This window comes from Burkholderia sp. 9779_493, assembly GCF_015712215.1.
Lineage (GTDB): Bacteria > Pseudomonadota > Gammaproteobacteria > Burkholderiales > Burkholderiaceae > Burkholderia > Burkholderia cenocepacia.
This window is the reverse complement of the sequence record NZ_JACCQA010000005.1, coordinates 275,253-292,276: the sequence shown is the minus strand read 5'-3', so window position 1 is coordinate 292,276 and position 17,024 is coordinate 275,253. Positions and strand designations below refer to the sequence as shown.

General features: G+C 68.2%; 11 protein-coding genes. 6 read left to right on the top strand and 5 right to left on the bottom strand.

Annotated elements, in window-relative coordinates; genetic code table 11:
• Nucleotides 1–3: 3 nt before the first annotated feature.
• From H0X95_RS07435 to H0X95_RS07425, 3 genes are read left to right on the top strand one after another with little or no spacing between them, the layout of a single operon-like run.
• Nucleotides 4–2,208 carry an FUSC family protein gene (locus tag H0X95_RS07435; RefSeq protein ID WP_060263244.1) on the top strand — a complete coding sequence of 735 codons (2,205 nt, stop codon included), beginning with the start codon at nucleotides 4–6 and terminating at the stop codon, nucleotides 2,206–2,208.
• The gene (locus H0X95_RS07430) at nucleotides 2,205–2,408 is read left to right on the top strand and encodes a DUF1656 domain-containing protein (RefSeq protein WP_006476212.1); all 204 of its coding nucleotides are present in this window, start codon (nucleotides 2,205–2,207) and stop codon (nucleotides 2,406–2,408) included. The genes H0X95_RS07435 and H0X95_RS07430 overlap by 4 nt, the downstream gene beginning before the upstream one ends.
• 12 nt (nucleotides 2,409–2,420) lie before the next feature.
• Entirely contained in the window at nucleotides 2,421–3,296 is an 876-nt protein-coding gene (locus tag H0X95_RS07425) for an efflux RND transporter periplasmic adaptor subunit (RefSeq protein WP_006490438.1), read from the top strand.
• A 21-nt stretch (nucleotides 3,297–3,317) separates the two neighbouring features.
• On the opposite strand, the gene H0X95_RS07420 is transcribed toward H0X95_RS07425, so the two are convergent.
• A complete protein-coding gene (locus H0X95_RS07420; protein ID WP_006497747.1) occupies nucleotides 3,318–4,991 on the bottom strand; it encodes a methyl-accepting chemotaxis protein in 1,674 nt (557 codons plus the stop codon).
• Between the two features lie 406 nt (nucleotides 4,992–5,397).
• On the opposite strand from H0X95_RS07420, the gene H0X95_RS07415 reads away from it, so the two are divergent.
• On the top strand, nucleotides 5,398–6,636 hold the full coding sequence (locus tag H0X95_RS07415) for an MFS transporter (RefSeq protein WP_006491594.1): 1,239 nt from the start codon (nucleotides 5,398–5,400) through the stop codon (nucleotides 6,634–6,636).
• Nucleotides 6,637–6,705: 69 nt separating this feature from the next.
• Here H0X95_RS07415 and H0X95_RS07410 read toward each other — a convergent pair whose 3' ends face one another.
• Together H0X95_RS07410 and H0X95_RS07405 are read right to left on the bottom strand one after the other, a co-directional pair.
• Complete coding sequence (locus tag H0X95_RS07410) at nucleotides 6,706–7,500, bottom strand: 5'-methylthioadenosine/adenosylhomocysteine nucleosidase (RefSeq protein ID WP_374762762.1); 795 nt, start codon at nucleotides 7,498–7,500, stop codon at nucleotides 6,706–6,708.
• Nucleotides 7,500–9,863 carry a UvrD-helicase domain-containing protein gene (locus H0X95_RS07405; RefSeq protein ID WP_058901383.1) on the bottom strand — a complete coding sequence of 788 codons (2,364 nt, stop codon included), beginning with the start codon at nucleotides 9,861–9,863 and terminating at the stop codon, nucleotides 7,500–7,502. The genes H0X95_RS07410 and H0X95_RS07405 overlap by 1 nt, the downstream gene beginning before the upstream one ends.
• Nucleotides 9,864–10,087: 224 nt before the next feature.
• Here H0X95_RS07405 and H0X95_RS07400 point away from each other — a divergent pair, with 224 nt between their 5' ends.
• Together H0X95_RS07400 and galU are read left to right on the top strand one after the other, a co-directional pair.
• On the top strand, nucleotides 10,088–12,955 hold the full coding sequence (locus tag H0X95_RS07400) for a valine--tRNA ligase (protein WP_006497752.1): 2,868 nt from the start codon (nucleotides 10,088–10,090) through the stop codon (nucleotides 12,953–12,955).
• A gap of 87 nt (nucleotides 12,956–13,042) precedes the next feature.
• On the top strand, nucleotides 13,043–13,927 hold the full coding sequence (gene galU, locus H0X95_RS07395; RefSeq protein WP_006490437.1) for a UTP--glucose-1-phosphate uridylyltransferase GalU: 885 nt from the start codon (nucleotides 13,043–13,045) through the stop codon (nucleotides 13,925–13,927).
• Nucleotides 13,928–13,979: 52 nt separating this feature from the next.
• Here the strand turns inward: galU and H0X95_RS07390 are convergent, their stop codons facing one another.
• Both H0X95_RS07390 and H0X95_RS07385 read right to left on the bottom strand, forming a co-directional pair.
• The gene (locus tag H0X95_RS07390; protein WP_196446003.1) at nucleotides 13,980–14,594 is read right to left on the bottom strand and encodes a DUF4136 domain-containing protein; all 615 of its coding nucleotides are present in this window, start codon (nucleotides 14,592–14,594) and stop codon (nucleotides 13,980–13,982) included.
• 37 nt (nucleotides 14,595–14,631) lie between these two features.
• Nucleotides 14,632–17,019 carry a CHASE2 domain-containing protein gene (locus H0X95_RS07385; RefSeq protein ID WP_196446002.1) on the bottom strand — a complete coding sequence of 796 codons (2,388 nt, stop codon included), beginning with the start codon at nucleotides 17,017–17,019 and terminating at the stop codon, nucleotides 14,632–14,634.
• Nucleotides 17,020–17,024 lie beyond the last annotated feature (5 nt).

Genomic DNA, 17,024 nt, shown 5'->3' with positions numbered 1-17,024 from the left:
GCCATGTCTGCCTCCTCCCCCGCTTCCACGCCCGCCGGCGGTCCGTTCGCGGCCTGGTATGCCGCGTTCGGCGACTGGGCCCGCACCGACGGCGCCGCGTGGCTCTACCTGTTCAAGGCGCTGCTCGCCGCGTTCATCGCGACCGGCGTGTCGATGCGGCTCGACCTGCCCGCGCCGAAAACGGCGATGACGACCGTGTTCATCGTGATGCAGCCGCAAAGCGGCGCGGTGCTCGCAAAAAGCTTCTACCGCGTCGCCGGCACGATCTTCGGGCTGATCGCGACGCTCACGTTCGTCGGGCTGTTCCCGCAGCAGCCGCAGCTGTTCCTGCTGGCGGTCGCGCTGTGGGTCGCCCTGTGCACGGCCGGCGCCGCGCGCAACCGCAACTTCCGCAGCTACGGCTTCCTGCTGGCCGGCTACACGACCGCGCTGATCGGGCTGCCCGCGTCGCAGCACCCGGACGGCGCGTTCATGAGCGCGATGACGCGCGTGGCCGAAATCATGGTCGGGATCGTGTCGGCCGGCGTGGTCAGCGCGCTCGTGTTTCCGCAGACCACCGGCGAGCAGATGCGCACGACGGTGCGCAAGCGCTTCGGCAGCTTCGTCGACTACGTCGCGGCGGCGCTGTCGGGCCAGCTCGACCGCGCGCATATCGAAACCATCCATACGCGTTTCGTCGCCGACGTGGTCGGGTTCGAGGCCGCGCGCAGCATGGCCGTGTTCGAGGATCCGGACACGCGGATGCGCAGCGGCCGCCTTGCGCGGCTGAACAGCGAGTTCATGAGCGCGTCGAGCCGGTTTCATGCGCTGCACCAGTTGATGAACCGGCTGCATGCGGCCGGCGCGCAGGCCGCGATCGACGCGATCGAACCGTACTTTCGCGAGATCGCGCCGCTGCTGCTGACCCCTGCCGGCGAACCGGTGCGCACGTCGGCCGACGCGGGCCATGCGGCCGCGCAACTGCTCGCGTGGCGCGACGCGCTGCCGCGCCGCATCCGCGCGACCCGCGCCGCGCTCGAAACGCAGCCGGACTTTCCGCTGCTCGACTTCGATACCGCCGCCGAACTGCTGTACCGCTTCATCACCGACCTGCACGAGTACGCGGCCACCTACGCGTCGCTGTCGAGCGCGACGCACGAACGCGAACGCTGGATCGAGCGCTACGAGCCGCGCACCAACGCGACGGCGATGGTGATCGCGGCGATCCGCACGGCAACCGTGATCCTCGTGCTCGGCTGGTTCTGGATCGAGACCGCGTGGCCGAGCGGCGTGACGCTCACGCTGACCGCGGCGGCCACCTGCGCGCTCGCGTCGTCGACGCCGCGCCCGACCGCGATGTCCGCGCAGATGGGCATGGGCACGGCGCTCGCCGTCTGCACCGGCTTCCTGCTGACGTTCGGGATCTATCCGCACATCGACGGCTTTCCGCTGCTGTGCGTCGCGCTCGCGCCGCTGCTCGCGATCGGCATCTTCATGACGCTGAAGCCGAAGCTCGCCGGCTACGGGATGGGCTACCTGATCTTCTTCAGCTTCCTCGCCGGCCCGGACAACATCACGCACTACGATCCGACCGGCTTCATGAACGATTCGCTCGCGCTCGTGCTGTCGATGCTGGCGTCGGCGATCGCGTTCGCGGTGCTGTTCCCGCCGACCGCGCCGTGGCTCAAGAAGCGGCTGTTCGCGGACCTGCGCCACCAGGCCGTCGCGGCCGGCCACGCGCGGCTCGCGGGCCTGCGCACGCGCTTCGAAAGCGGCGCGCGCGACCTGATGTACCAGGCGCACACGCTGTCGGCCGACCAGCCCGACGTGCAGCGCGACGCGCTGCGCTGGATGTTCGCGGTGCTCGAAACCGGCAACGCGACGATCGACCTGCGTCACGAGCTCGCGACGCTGCCGTCCGACCCGCGCTATGCGCCCGCGATGCCGTGGCGGCGCGCGATCGAGACGATGCGCAGCGCACTGTCGGCGCTGTTCACCCGGCCGAGCGCCGCGCGTTTCGACGCGACGCTCGCCGCGACCAATGCGGCGATCGACGCGACCCGGCAAACGCTGGATGCGTTCGAGCCGTCGCGCGAAGAGCGCCACCGGCTGCAGCGCATCCTGAGCCACCTGCATTTCGTGCGGACCGCGCTGCTCGACCCGGAATCCCCGCTCGAGCCGCTCAACCGCAACCGCCCCGTGCGTCCCCAACCAGGAGCCTCGTCATGATGCCGCGTGAAATCGCCATTCTCGATGCCTACATGCCCACGGTGGTGCTGATGTTCGTCCTCGGCGCGATCGCGACCTGGGCTGTCGACCGCCTGCTCGCCTATACGGGCCTCTACCGTCTCGTCTGGCACCCGTCGCTGTTCCGGGCCTGCCTTCTCGTCTGCATTTGCGGCGGACTGAGTCTTGCCGTTTACCGTTGATTCCGAACCATCATGATTCTCAGAAAACTCTTCGGCTTCGTCGCGACCGCCGTCATCCTTCTCGTCGCGATCCTGATCGGGCGCTCGCTGTGGGTGCACTACATGGACGATCCGTGGACGCGCGACGGGCGCGTGCGCGCCGAGATCGTCAACGTCGCGCCGGACGTGTCGGGCGCGATCGTCGAGCTGCCCGTGCATGACAACCAGCTCGTGAAGAAGGGCGACCTGATCATGCAGATCGATCCGTCGCATTACCAGATCGCGGTCGAGCAGGCGCAGGCGGCGGTGGCCGCCCGTCGCGCGGAACTGCAGATGCGCCGCGACGACGCGGCCCGCCGCGCGGACCTCGATGCGCTCGTCGTGTCGAAGGAAAACCGCGAGAATGCGGCGCACAGCGCGTCGAGCGCCGACGCGCAGTATCAGCAGGCCATCGCCGCGCTCGACGCCGCGAAGCTGAACCTCGCACGCACGCGCGTCGTCGCGCCGGTCGACGGCTACATCACGAACCTGCAGACCTTCAAGGGCAACTACGCGGTGGCCGGCCAGGCGAAGCTCGCGATCGTCGACAGCCACTCGTTCTGGGTCTACGGCTACTTCGAGGAAACCAAGCTGCCGCGCGTGAAGATCGGCGCACCGGCCGAAATGCGGCTGATGAGCGGCGGCGTGATGAAGGGCCACGTCGAGAGCATCTCGCGCGGCATCTACGATCGCGACAACCCGCAAAGCCGCGACCTCGTCGCGGACGTGAACCCGACCTTCAACTGGGTGCGCCTCGCGCAGCGCGTGCCGGTGCGCATCAAGATCGACGAAGTGCCGGCCGACGTGGTGCTGTCGGCGGGCACGACCTGCACGGTCATCATCGACCCCGACAAGCAGAAGAAGTCGTAAGCGCCGGCGCGCGCCGCGCGCTCAGGCGGCGATGCGGAAGCGCCCGACCAGCGCCTTCAATGCCTGCGCCTGCTCGTCGAGCGCGTTCGCGGCGGCCGCCGCCTGTTCGACGAGCGCCGCGTTCTGCTGGGTGCCGGCATCCATCTGCGTGACCGCGCGGCCGATCTCGTCGATCCCCGCGCTCTGCTCGTCCGACGCCGCCGAAATCTCGCCGATGATGTCGGTCACGCGCTTCACCGCGCGTACCACGTCGCCCATCGTACGGCCCGCGTCGTGCGCGAGCGCCGCGCCGTTCGCCACGCGCTCGACCGACGCGCCGATCAGTTCCCGAATCTCCTTGGCCGCGGTCGCCGAGCGCTGCGCGAGCAATCGCACCTCGCCGGCGACCACCGAGAAGCCGCGCCCCTGCTCGCCGGCGCGCGCGGCCTCGACCGCCGCGTTCAACGCGAGAATGTTGGTCTGGAACGCGATCCCCTCGATCGTGCCGATGATGTCGCGAATGTTCTTCGCGCTGTCGTCGATCTCGCTCATCGTCGCGACCACGCGCCCGACGACTTCCCCGCCCGTCTCCGCGACCGCCGACGCATTGGCCGCGAGCGTGCTCGCCTGCCGCGCGTTCTCGGCGTTCTGCCGCACGGTCGACGTGAGCTGCTCCATGCTGGCCGCGGTGCGTTCGAGCGCGACGGCCTGCTGCTCGGTGCGCCGCGACAGGTCGAGGTTGCCGGTCGAGATCTCGCCGGACGCGGCCGCGATGGCCTCGGCGCTCACCGCGATCTCGCCCACGGTTGCCGCGAGCCCCGTCTGCATCTCGGCCAGCGCGCGCACCATGCTGTCGCGGTCGTGGCGACCGAGCGTGATCGGCCGCGTCAGGTCGCCGCGCGCGATGTCCGCGGCAATCTCCTTCGCGAGCGCGGGCTCGCCGCCGAGCTGCGACGCGAGGCGTCGCACGACGCGCTCGGCGATCGCGACGGCCAGCACGATCAACGCGGCCGTCATCGCCGCGATCATCGCGAACGACGACGAAAAAATGGTCGCGGACGCATCGAGCGTCGCCTTCGACTTCTCGCCGCGCGTCTTCACGAGTTCGGCGACGAGTTTTTCGAGCTTGCCGGTTTCGACCAGCAGCGACACGTCCTGCGTGCCGACCTGCCAGTTCATCTGCGACAGGTCGAGCGGCTGCGCGCGCACCAGCGTGACGAAATCGCGCAGATGCGTGCTCCACGTGCCGACCGCCGTCGAGAAGGCGTGCAGCCGCGCCGAATCGCCGGCATCGGCCGGATCGGCATAGCGCTGCAGCGTGCCGAGCGCCTGGCCGATCGACGCAAGCCCCGCGCTCACGTCGGCGCCGAGTTCGTCGCGCTCCTTCGCGGTGGTCGCGGTCAGCAGCATCTTCTGCGCGCGGCTCGCCCGCAGCACTTCGGCGCGGACTTCCTCGGCCGCCCGGCTCGCGACGTGCCCCTGCTCGTAGACCGACGCGATCGACGCGTTCAGCCGGCTGATCTGCCACAGCGAAAACACGCCGATCGCGAGCGTGCCGGCCAGCAGGATCGCGAATGCGGCGCGCAACGTCGCCTTGACGGTCCACGGCCGACGCGTGCGACGCGCCGCGCGCGCACGCCGAGCGGCGCGACCGGCGGCAACGTCGGGTGCGGCGGCGGCCGCACCCGGCTGTGGATGCAAAGATGCTGCTTTCATCGATCTATCCCCGTATTGATCACGCTGCCGGAAAGGTCGGTCCGGCGTTCCCGCGACGGCTGGCCATGCCGCGCGTCCTGCGCCCTGTCCGGCGGGTAGCCGGCGTCGGACGCGGCGCGCCTGTTGTCATTGGGTCGTTCTACGGCCGCCACCGCCGTTTCTTGAGTCCGGTAAACCACCACCCGGCCCCAGCGCGGCCGCCGCCGAAGCGGCCGACGCGCCGCCAGCGTTATACCTGTCCAAAAAAGCCCGCACCGGCCGATCCGTCACACGAATGTCCGATTCGCGATAAAACTTGGCCTGACATTCTCGATACGCCACATTACACTTCTTTGACGCATCAACGAATCGACAACGCGCCGATCCCCAGCAGAGCGCGCCAGCCACCTCAACTCGTTCAGCTCACATGGAAACCAGCCTCGACTCCGGCTCCGCCGGCGCAGCCGCCGCCCAGCCGTCCGCCCCGCCCGTCGCCCGCACCGTCTACCCGGTGCTCGGCGCGATCAGCTTTTCGCACATGCTCAACGACATGATCCAGTCGTTGATCCTCGCGATCTACCCGATGCTCAAGAGCCAGTTCGCGCTGTCGTTCGCGCAGATCGGCCTGATCACGCTCACCTACCAGATCACCGCGTCGCTGCTGCAGCCGCTGGTCGGCCTCTATACCGACAAGCGTCCGAAGCCGTATTCGCTGCCGGTCGGCATGGGCTTCACGCTCGCCGGGCTGCTGCTGATGTCGGTGGCGTCCAATTTCCCGATGCTGCTGGTGGCCGCCGCGCTCGTCGGCTGCGGCTCGTCGGTGTTCCATCCCGAATCGTCGCGGGTCGCGCGGATGGCGTCGGGCGGCCAGCACGGGCTCGCGCAGTCGGTGTTCCAGGTCGGCGGCAATGCCGGCTCCGCGCTCGGGCCGCTGCTCGCCGCGCTCGTGATCATTCCGCACGGCCAGCACAGCATCGCGTGGTTCTCGGCGGCCGCGCTCGTCGCGATGATCGTGCTCACGCAGATCGGCCACTGGTACAAGAAGCATCCGTCGATGAAGAAGAAGGCCGTGGCGGCCGGCCACCCGACGCTGTCGCGCGGCCGCGTGATGGGCGCGATCGGCGTGCTGGTGCTGCTCGTGTTCTCGAAATACTTCTACCTCGCGAGCATCAACAGCTATTTCACGTTCTACCTGATCGACAAGTTCCACCTGTCGGTGCAGGCCGCGCAGATCCACCTGTTCGTGTTCCTCGCGGCGGTGGCGGCCGGCACGCTGATCGGCGGACCCGTCGGCGACCGGATCGGCCGCAAGTACGTGATCTGGGTGTCGATCCTCGGCGTCGCGCCGTTCACGATGCTGCTGCCGTACGCGAACCTGTTCTGGACGAGCGTGCTGACCGTGATCATCGGCGTCGTGCTGGCGTCGGCGTTCGCCGCGATCCTCGTCTACGCGACGGAGCTGATGCCCGGCAAGGTGGGGATGGTCGCGGGCCTGTTCTTCGGCTTCGCGTTCGGCCTGGGCGGCGTCGGCGCGGCGGTGCTCGGCCAGCTCGCCGACGCGACCAGCATCCCGTTCGTCTACAAGGTGTGCTCGTTCCTGCCGCTGATCGGCGTGCTGACGGTGTTCCTGCCGAACCTCGAGAGCAGCGGGCGCAAGAAGGCGTGACGAACGACCAGCCGCGGCGTGCGCGCCGCGGCTGGTCGAACGGTACGAACGGAAAATTCGACGGCGGCTTCAGGCCGCCGTCGTCGCATGCAGCGTCAGGAAACGCTTGAGGATGCCGGACGAATAGCTGCTCGCGATCGCCGACAGGAAGTGCGAGAACGACTGCGTCGCGTGATCGTCGGCCGTATCGGAGATCGTGCGCACGAGCGCGAACGGCACGTCGTGTTCCGCGCACACCTGCGCGATCGCCGCGCCTTCCATTTCGACCGCGAGCGCGTCCGGCAACGCGTCGCGCAGCGCGACGACCTCCTGCTCGCTCGACACGAAGCGGTCGCCGCTGATGACGAGCCCCGCGTGCAGCGCCGCGCCGGCGAGCCCGAAGCGCTCGGCGAACTGCGCGCCCTCCTCCTCGACGAACAGCGCGCACGCGGCCGCCAAGCGGGCCGTCAGCGCCGCGTCGGTCGCGAAACGCGTGATGCCGAGCAGCGGCACCTCGTAACGCGGAAAGAGCGGCGACGCATCGAGATCGTGCTGCAGCAGCGTATCGGCCACGACGACGTCGCCGACCCGCACCGTGCGCGACACACCGCCCGCGACGCCGGTGAACACCACGCCCGACACGCCGAACACATGGATCAGCGCGCTGACCGTCGCGGCGGCCGCGACCTTGCCGACCCGCGCGAGCGTGACGACGCAGGCCGCGCCGTGCACGGTGCCGACGTGATAATCGCGGCGGCCGAGCGTGACCGTCTTCATCGCGCCGTCGGCGCGCATCGCGGCGATCAGGTCGCCGAGCTCCTCGGGCAGCGCGGCCAGGATGCCGAGCGGACGCGCGGCGGGCGTCACGATCATGTCGACGTCCATCATTCCACCGCCTGCAGTTTCGCGACCGCGAGCGCGAGCCATTTCTCGCCGTGGCGCTTGAACTTCACCTGCGCCTTCGCATCGGTGCCGTTGCCTTCGAGCGCGGTGACCGTGCCTTCGCCGAACTTGGTATGGAACACCTGCTGGCCGACCCGGAAGCCGGTGTCGGCCGCGCGCTGCTTGTCCGCGAACGCGGGCAGCGGCGCGGACACGGCCGCGTCGACGATCTGCTCGCGACTGCCGCCGCCCGGCCGCGCGAACCAGTCGCGCCCGTACCCGGCGTTGTCCGAACGTCCGCCCCAGCGCGAGCCGGCCTCGACCTTCGGCGTGAGCCACTTCAACACGTGCTCGGGCAACTCGTCGAAGAAGCGCGAGCGCACGTTGTAGCGGGTCTGGCCGTGCAGCATCCGGCTTTGCGCGAACGACAGGTAGAGCCGCTCCTTCGCGCGCGTGATCGCGACGTACATCAGCCGGCGCTCTTCCTCGAGGCCGTCCGATTCGAGCACGCTGTTCTCGTGCGGGAACAACCCTTCCTCGAGCCCCGTGATGAACACGGCCGAGAACTCGAGCCCCTTCGCCGCGTGCACCGTCATCAGTTGCACGGCGTCCTGGCCGGCCTGCGCCTGGTTGTCGCCGGCCTCCAGCGACGCATGCGACAGGAAGCCGGCGAGCGGCGTCATCGTGTCGGGGTTCTGTGCAGGGTCGGCGGGCGAGGCGGGATCGAGCACGTCGACCGACGGATCGTCCGTCGCGGTGCCGAGTTCGGGCGCCGCGATCGCCCCCGCGCGCAGCGGGATCGAGCGGGCCGGCGTGTCGAGCCCGTAACCTTCCTCGGCGATGAACGCGGTGGCCGCGTTCACGAGTTCCTGCAAGTTCTCGAGGCGATCCTGCCCTTCGCGCTCGCCCTGGTAGAAATCGGCGAGACCGCTCGCGCGTACGATGTGCTCGACGGTGTCGGGCAGGTTCATGTGCTGCGTGTCGGCGCGCATCTTCGCGATCAGGTTCGCGAACCCGCCGAGGCTCGTGCCGGCCTTGCCGGTCACGTACGGAATCGCCGCGGCCATCGAGCAGCCGTACAGGCGCGCGGCGTCGGCCAGTTGCTCGATCGAGCGCGCACCGATGCCGCGCGTCGGGAAATTCACGACGCGCGCGAATGCCGTGTCGTCGTTCGGATTGTCGATCAGGCGCAGGTACGCGAGCGCGTGCTTCACTTCCTGCCGCTCGAAAAAGCGCAGGCCGCCGTACACGCGGTACGGAATGCCCGACGACATCAGCGTGTGCTCGATCGAGCGCGACTGCGCGTTGCTGCGGTACAGGACGGCCACTTCGCTGCGCGCCATCCCGGTATTGATCAGCGAGCGGATCTCCTCGACGATCCAGCCGGCTTCCTGCGAATCCGTGCTGGCTTCGTACACGCGCACCGGTTCGCCGTGGCCGGCGTCGGTGCGCAGGTTCTTGCCGAGGCGGTGCGCGTTGTTCGAGATCAGCTGGTTCGCCGCGTCGAGGATGTTGCCGTGCGACCGGTAGTTCTGCTCGAGCTTGATCAGGTTGCGCACGCGGAATTCGTCTTCGAAGTCGCGCATGTTGCCGACGTTCGCGCCGCGGAACGCGTAGATCGACTGGTCGTCGTCGCCAACCGCGAAGATCGCGTTCTCGCCGCCCGCGAGCATCTTGAGCCACGCGTACTGCAGCTTGTTGGTGTCCTGGAACTCGTCGACGAGGATGTGCCGGAAGCGCGCCTGGTAGTGCGCGCGCAGCGGCGCGTTGTACGCGAGCAGTTCGTAGCAACGCAGCAGCAGCTCGGGGAAATCGACGACGCCTTCGCGCTGGCACTGCTGGTCGTACGCCTGGTACAGCTCGACGAACTTGCGGTTGAAGTTGTCGGTCGCGTCGACCTTGTCCGGGCGCAGCCCCTGCTCCTTCGCGTTGTTGATGAAGTACTGGACGTTCTTCGGCGGATACTTTTCGTCGTCGACGTTCGCCGCCTTCATCAGCCGCTTGATCGCGGACAGCTGGTCGGCCGTGTCGAGGATCTGGAAGGTCTGCGGCAGGCCGGCGTCGCGCCAGTGCGTACGCAGCATCCGGTTGCACAGGCCGTGGAACGTACCGATCCACATCCCGCGCGTGTCGATCGGCATCATCGCCGACAGGCGCGCCATCATCTCGCGCGCGGCCTTGTTCGTGAAGGTGACGGCGAGCACGGTGGGCGGCGACGCATAGCCCTGCTGGATCAGCCAAGCGATGCGCGTGATCAGCACGCGGGTCTTGCCGCTGCCCGCCCCTGCGAGGATCAGCGCCGGTTCGTTCGGCAACGTGACGGCGGCGAGTTGTTCGGGGTTCAGATTGGCGAGCAGATCGGGCATGGAGCGGCAGCTGGCGGGCGAGAAAAATGCGGACCCGACATTATAAGTCGGCCGCGCGATGCCGTTTCCGATCCGTCCGGTCGCAGGTCGCATGCGCGTTGCAGGCCGGTTGCGCACGCGTCCCGACAGGCCCGCGCCGGCAAGGCGATGGCTGGCCGATGGGCATCCATTTATAATTGTCAGATTCGGCATCCAATTCACGCATTTTTCGGCAGATTTCCAACATGAGCGACAACACGCTTGCGAAGAGCTTCGAGCCCCATACCATCGAGTCCCAATGGGGGCCGGAGTGGGAAAAACGCGGCTATGCCGCCCCGGCATTCGATCCGTCCCGCCCCGATTTCGCGATCCAGTTGCCGCCGCCGAACGTGACGGGCACGCTGCACATGGGCCACGCGTTCAACCAGACGATCATGGACGGCCTCGCCCGCTACCACCGGATGCTCGGCGAGAACACGCTGTGGGTGCCCGGCACCGACCACGCGGGGATCGCGACCCAGATCGTCGTCGAACGCCAGCTCGACGCGCAGGGCGTGTCGCGCCACGATCTCGGCCGCGAGAAGTTCGTCGAGCGCGTGTGGGAATGGAAGCAGAAATCCGGCTCGACGATCACCGACCAGGTGCGCCGCCTCGGCGCATCGACCGACTGGTCGCGCGAATACTTCACGATGGACGACAAGATGTCGGCCGCCGTGCGCGACGTGTTCGTCACGCTGTACGAACAAGGGCTGATCTACCGCGGCAAGCGCCTCGTCAACTGGGATCCGGTGCTGCTCACCGCCGTGTCGGACCTCGAAGTCGTCAGCGAAGAGGAAAACGGCCACCTGTGGCACATCCGCTACCCGCTCGTCGACGGCTCGGGCTCGCTGACCGTCGCCACCACGCGCCCCGAGACGATGCTCGGCGACGTCGCGCTGATGGTCCATCCGGAAGACGAACGCTACGCGCACCTGATCGGCCAACGCGTCACGCTGCCGCTGACCGGCCGCGAGATCCCGGTGATCGCCGACGACTACGTCGACCGCGAATTCGGCACGGGCGTCGTGAAGGTCACGCCCGCGCACGACTTCAACGACTACCAGGTCGGCGTGCGCCACAAGCTCGCACCGATCGAGATCCTGACGCTCGACGCGAAGATCAACGACAACGGCCCCGAGCAGTATCGCGGCCTCGACCGCTTCGACGCGCGCAAGGCGATCGTCGCCGACCTCGACGCGCAGGGCTTCCTCGACTCCGTGAAGCCGCACAAGCTGATGGTGCCGCGCGGCGACCGCACGGGCGTCGTGATCGAGCCGCTGCTGACCGACCAGTGGTTCGTCGCGATGACGAAGCCCGCGCCGGAAGGCACGTTCAATCCGGGCAAGTCGATCACCGAAGTATCGCTCGACGTGGTGCGCGACGGCCAGATCAAGTTCGTCCCGGAAAACTGGACGACCACCTACTACCAGTGGCTCGAGAACATCCAGGACTGGTGCATCTCGCGCCAGCTGTGGTGGGGCCACCAGATTCCCGCGTGGTACGGCGAGAACGGCGAGGTGTTCGTTGCGCGCAACGAGGAAGACGCGCGCGCGCAAGCCGCCGCGAAGGGTTACACGGGCGCGCTCAAGCGTGACGAAGACGTGCTCGACACGTGGTTCTCGTCGGCGCTCGTGCCGTTCTCGTCGCTCGGCTGGCCGAACGAAACGCCCGAACTGAAGCACTTCCTGCCGTCGTCGGTGCTCGTCACCGGCTTCGACATCATCTTCTTCTGGGTCGCCCGGATGGTGATGATGACCACGCACTTCACCGGCAAGGTGCCGTTCCATACCGTCTATATGCACGGCCTCGTGCGCGACGCGGAAGGCCAGAAGATGTCGAAGAGCAAGGGCAACACGCTCGACCCGATCGACATCGTCGACGGCATCGACCTCGAGTCGCTGGTCGCGAAGCGCACGACGGGCCTGATGAACCCGAAGCAGGCCGCGACCATCGAGAAGAAGACGCGCAAGGAATTCCCGGACGGCATCCCCGCGTTCGGCACCGACGCGCTGCGCTTCACGATGGCGTCGATGGCGACGCTCGGCCGCAACGTGAATTTCGACCTCGCGCGCTGCGAAGGCTATCGCAACTTCTGCAACAAGCTGTGGAACGCGACGCGCTTCGTGCTGATGAACTGCGAAGGCCACGACTGCGGCAACGACAAGCCGGAAGTGTGCGGCGCGGGCGACTGCGGCCCCGGCGGCTACCTCGACTTCTCCGCGGCCGACCGCTGGATCGTGTCGCTCTTGCAGCGCACCGAAGCCGACATCGCGAAGGGTTTCGCCGATTACCGCTTCGACAACATCGCGAGCAGCATCTACAAGTTCGTGTGGGACGAGTACTGCGACTGGTATCTCGAACTCGCGAAGGTGCAGATCCAGAACGGCACGCCGGAACAGCAGCGCGCCACCCGCCGCACGCTGCTGCGCGTGCTGGAAACGGTGCTGCGCCTCGCGCACCCGGTCATCCCGTTCATCACCGAAGCGCTCTGGCAGAAGGTCGCGCCGCTCGCCGGCCGCTATCCGCAGGGCAAGGCCGAAGGCGAAGCGTCGCTGATGACGCAGGCGTATCCGGTCGCGAACCTGCAGAAGCTCGACGAGGCGTCCGAGCAGTGGGCGGCCGACCTGAAGGCGATCGTCGACGCGTGCCGCAACCTGCGCGGCGAGATGAACCTGTCGCCGGCCACCAAGGTGCCGCTGCTCGCGGCGGGCGACGCCGAGCGCCTGCGCTCGTTCGCGCCGTACGTCCAGGCGCTCGCGCGCCTGTCGGAAGTACAGATCCTCGCGGACGAAGCGGCGCTCGACAAGGAAGCGCACGGCGCGCCGATCGCGATCGTCGGCCCGAACAAGCTGGTGCTGAAGGTGGAAATCGACGTCGCGGCCGAACGCGAGCGCCTGTCGAAGGAAATCACGCGCCTGACGGGCGAGATCGCGAAGTGCAACGCGAAGCTCGGCAACGAGGCTTTCGTCGCGAAAGCCCCGCCGGCCGTGGTCGAACAGGAGCAGAAACGCGTCGCGGAATTCCAGAGCACGCTCGAAAAACTGCGTGCGCAGCTCGATCGGTTGCCTGCGTAACAAACGGTAAGGTCGTTTGCGTTCACTATAATGCGGACGTGAACATAGACCGTCTGACAAGTCGATTACAGGAATAAAGGTTCGATCATGTTGAAAGTCACCAAGGCGGTATTCCCCGTTGCCGGTCTCGGCACGCGGTTCCTCCCGGCAACGAAGGCGAGCCCGAAGGAGATGCTGCCGGTCGTCGACAAGCCGCTGATCCAGTATGCGGTCGAGGAAGCGATCGCGGCGGGCATCACCGAGATGATCTTCGTCACCGGGCGCAGCAAGCGCGCGATCGAGGATCACTTCGACAAGTCGTACGAGATCGAGGCCGAACTCGAGGCGCGCGGCAAGGAAAAGCTGCTCGAACTGGTGCGCAGCATCAAGCCGAGCCACGTCGACTGCTTCTACGTGCGCCAGCCGGAGGCGCTCGGCCTCGGCCACGCGGTGCTGTGCGCGGAAAAGCTGGTTGCCGACAACCCGTTCGCGGTGATCCTCGCGGACGACCTGCTCGACGGCAACCCGCCGGTGATGAAGCAGATGGTCGACGTGTTCGACCACTATCACAGCTCGGTGATCGGCGTCGAAGAGATCCCGCCGTCGGAGACGAAGTCGTACGGCATCGTCGACGGCAAGGAATGGGAAGAGTCGATCGTCAAGATGTCGGCGATCGTCGAGAAGCCGGCGCCGGAAGTCGCGCCGTCGAACCTCGGCGTGGTCGGCCGCTACATCCTGAAGCCGCGGATTTTCGAGCACCTGCGCGCACTGAAGCCGGGCGCGGGCGGCGAGCTGCAGCTCACCGACGCGATCCAGGCGTTGCTCGCCGACGAACAGGTGCTGGCCTACAAGTATCAGGGCACGCGCTACGACTGCGGCAGCAAGCTCGGCTACCTGAAGGCGACGGTCGAATTCGCGCTGCGCCACCCGGAAGTCGGTGCGGAGTTCGAGACGTACCTGCGCACGCGCGACGGCGCTCAACCGACCGTCTGAACGCGGCAAGGGCGCGCCCCGGCGGGCCCGCCCTCACCTCACGGCCACCGCTTCAGCGCGCGTCGGCCGGCCTCACCGAGACGACGCCCGGCATGCCGCCCGCGTCGTCTTTTTTCGTCTTGACCAGCCAGCCGCTGCCGTCGCCGAACGGCACCTTCGCCAGCGCGCTCTTCACGAGCGCCGGCGCGGCCTGCTGCGTGCCCGGATCGCGGTCGCGCAGCGAGGCCGATACGCGATAGACGTCGGCGCCGGATTTCGCATCGACGAAACGCAGCGTCAGCACGTGGCGGTACACGCGCCCCATGAACGGCAGCGCGAGCGGCGCGGGCCCGTCGACCGTCACGCAGGCGCTGCTCGCCGCGCCGCACCGCTCGGCGATCGCCGCGACCGCCGCCGGCTGCGTCGCATACGCGATCGACAACCGGTAACGCGCGTCCTTGAGCGGCTGCGCATCGAAGCCGCGGCGCGCGAGCTCGTCGCGCACGAGCGTCTCGATCTGCCGGTACTCGGCATCGCCCGCCTGTGCGGCCGTCCGCACGAAATCGTAGCCGTGCGCACCGGATGCAAATGCATTCGGCTGCCCGACCGCGCTCACGCCGGTCGTCACGCCGGCGCAACCCGTCAACAGCGACGCCGCCAGCGCGGTCGCTGCCCATTGCTTTCTCATGACTTTCCCCAAATGCCTGCCGTCGCGCCCGGCCCTGTCAGGCGGACGGCTCGTCGATCGCGGGCAGCGACACCGTCACCGCGGTACCGACACCCACTTCGCTGTCGACCGACACGCTGCCCCCATAGCGCGTGACGACCGTCTTCACGAACGCCATGCCGAGCCCGGAACCCGAGATTTCGGGCCGCTCGCCGGCATGGAATCGCTTGAAACGCTCGAACAGATGCCGCTGATCTTCCGGCGCAATGCCGTACCCCTGATCGCGAATCGTACAGAACATCCGCTTCGATGCGTGCTCGACCGTCAGCGTACACGTGATCACCGTGTCGGACGGACTGTATTTGACCGCATTGTTCAGCAGGTTCACGAAGGCGCGCGTGATCAGCGAACGGTCCGCGCGCACCCAGCACATGTCGGTGCCCACGCCGGTCTCGACGCGGATGTGTTTCGCCTGCGCCTGCGGCCACACCTCGTCGCTCGCATCGATCAGCACGTCGACGAGGCTCGTCACCTCGAGCTGGTACGCCTGCGACTCGGCGCGCGCCAGCTGCACGAACTCGTCGGCGAGCGACAGCGCGCGGTGCGCATAGCGCTCGATCCGCGCGAGCAGCCCGCGCATCGCGTCGCTCTCGACGCGGTCGCGCTCGATCTCGACCAACGCGAGGATCGACGACTGCGGCGAGCGCATGTCGTGCGACAGCAGGTGCAGTGCTTCCTCGCGCTGCCGCTCGGCCGCGTGCAGCTCGGTCACGTCGACGAGGCCGGCAATCCAGCCGGTCACGCGCCCTTGCGCGTTGGTACACGCCGCGTAGCGTAGCAGATGGTCGAGCCCGTCGCGATCGCGCACCTCGATGCCGCGCGCCATCGCGTCGTGCTCGGCCTCGAGCGTCGGATCGAGCACGGCCGGCCAGTGCTCGCGGATCGCCGCGTCGTGCTCGGCGTTGCCGTCGACGGTCTTCATGAACGTCAGCTCGCCAAGCGCGGTGCGCAGCGGCCGCCCTTCCGGCAGCGGCAACGCGAGCCGCGACCCGTAGCGTTTCGCGGCATGGTTCGCGATCAGCACGGTGCCCGCGAGATCGGTCACGAAGATCGGCTCGGGCATGCTGTCGAGGCTGTCCCACACGAAGCGCTTCATGTCCTGCACGCGCTGCGCGGCCTGCGCCATCAGCGCCATCTGCCGCTCCAGCACGTCGCCGCCGACGCTGCGCGTACGCGGCGCCTCCGGCAGCAGGTGCGGTTCGTCGGCAAGCTTCTGCAGCTCGCGACGCAGGTACGACATCGTCATTTCGAGCCGCCGCCAGTTCCAGATCGGGTAGACGGCAATCAACCCGAAGATCGCCGGCGCCGGCGTGAGCCAGATGCGCGCCTCGAACAGCAGCACGAGGCTCGCGACGACGGCGAGCGCGGCCAGGCTCAGCGTCAGCAGCAGCGCGCGCCACGGCGACAGCATCAGGAAGCCGCCGAGCAACACGGCGAGCGGCAGCAGCGACGCGACGAACAGCCCCGCGCGCGACGCGGGCGAGATCGCGCTGCCGGTTGCCAGCATGTCGAGCACGTTCGCATGGATGTACACGCCGGCGAGCGGGCCGAACTCGCCGGACACCGGCGTCGCGAAGCGGTCGTACAGCCCCGACGCGGTCACGCCGACGACGACGATCTTGCCGCGCAGCGCGTCGGGCTTCACGCGCCCTTCGAGCACGTCGTCGAACGACAGCGTCGGATACGCGGGCGTATTGCGGCTGAACGGGATCAGGTAGCGGCCGTCGCCCGCCGCATCGCGCGACAGGTCGTGCGCGTTCGCGCCGGGCACGCCGCCGACCGGGTGCAGCCGGCCGGCCTGGATCGCCCGATAGACGGGCACCATCAGCTGCGGCCAGCGCACGCGCCCGTCGCTTTCGAACAGCGCGACGCTGCGCACGATGCCGTCGCGATCGACTTCGAGATTGATATGGCCGAGCCCCGTCGCGCGCGCGGCGAGCGCGGCGACCGGCGGATCGACCGAGCGCGTGCCGTCCGCCTGCTCGGGACTCAACAGCACCGGCAGGAAAGTCGGCACGCGGCTCATCGCATCCGCGAACGTGCGATCCTCCGGCGACGGTTCGGTAAACAGCACGTCGTAGACGACGGCGGCCGGCTGCGCGCGCGCGAGCGTGTCGAGCAGCCGTGCATGCACGTCGCGCGGCCACGGCCAGCGACCGAGCGCGGACACGCTCTGGTTGTCGATGTCGACGACGACCACGTCGGGCGACAGCGGCAGGCTGCGCAGCATCAGCAGCCGGTCGTAGATCAGCCCGTCGACGCTCGACGACAGGCGGCCGAGCGCGCACGCGAGAATCACCGCGATCCCGAGACAGCCGATCGCGATCCATTCGATCAGGAAGCGGCGGCCGAGGCGCCGCCGCGGAGAAACGGAGTCGGGTTTCATGCGCC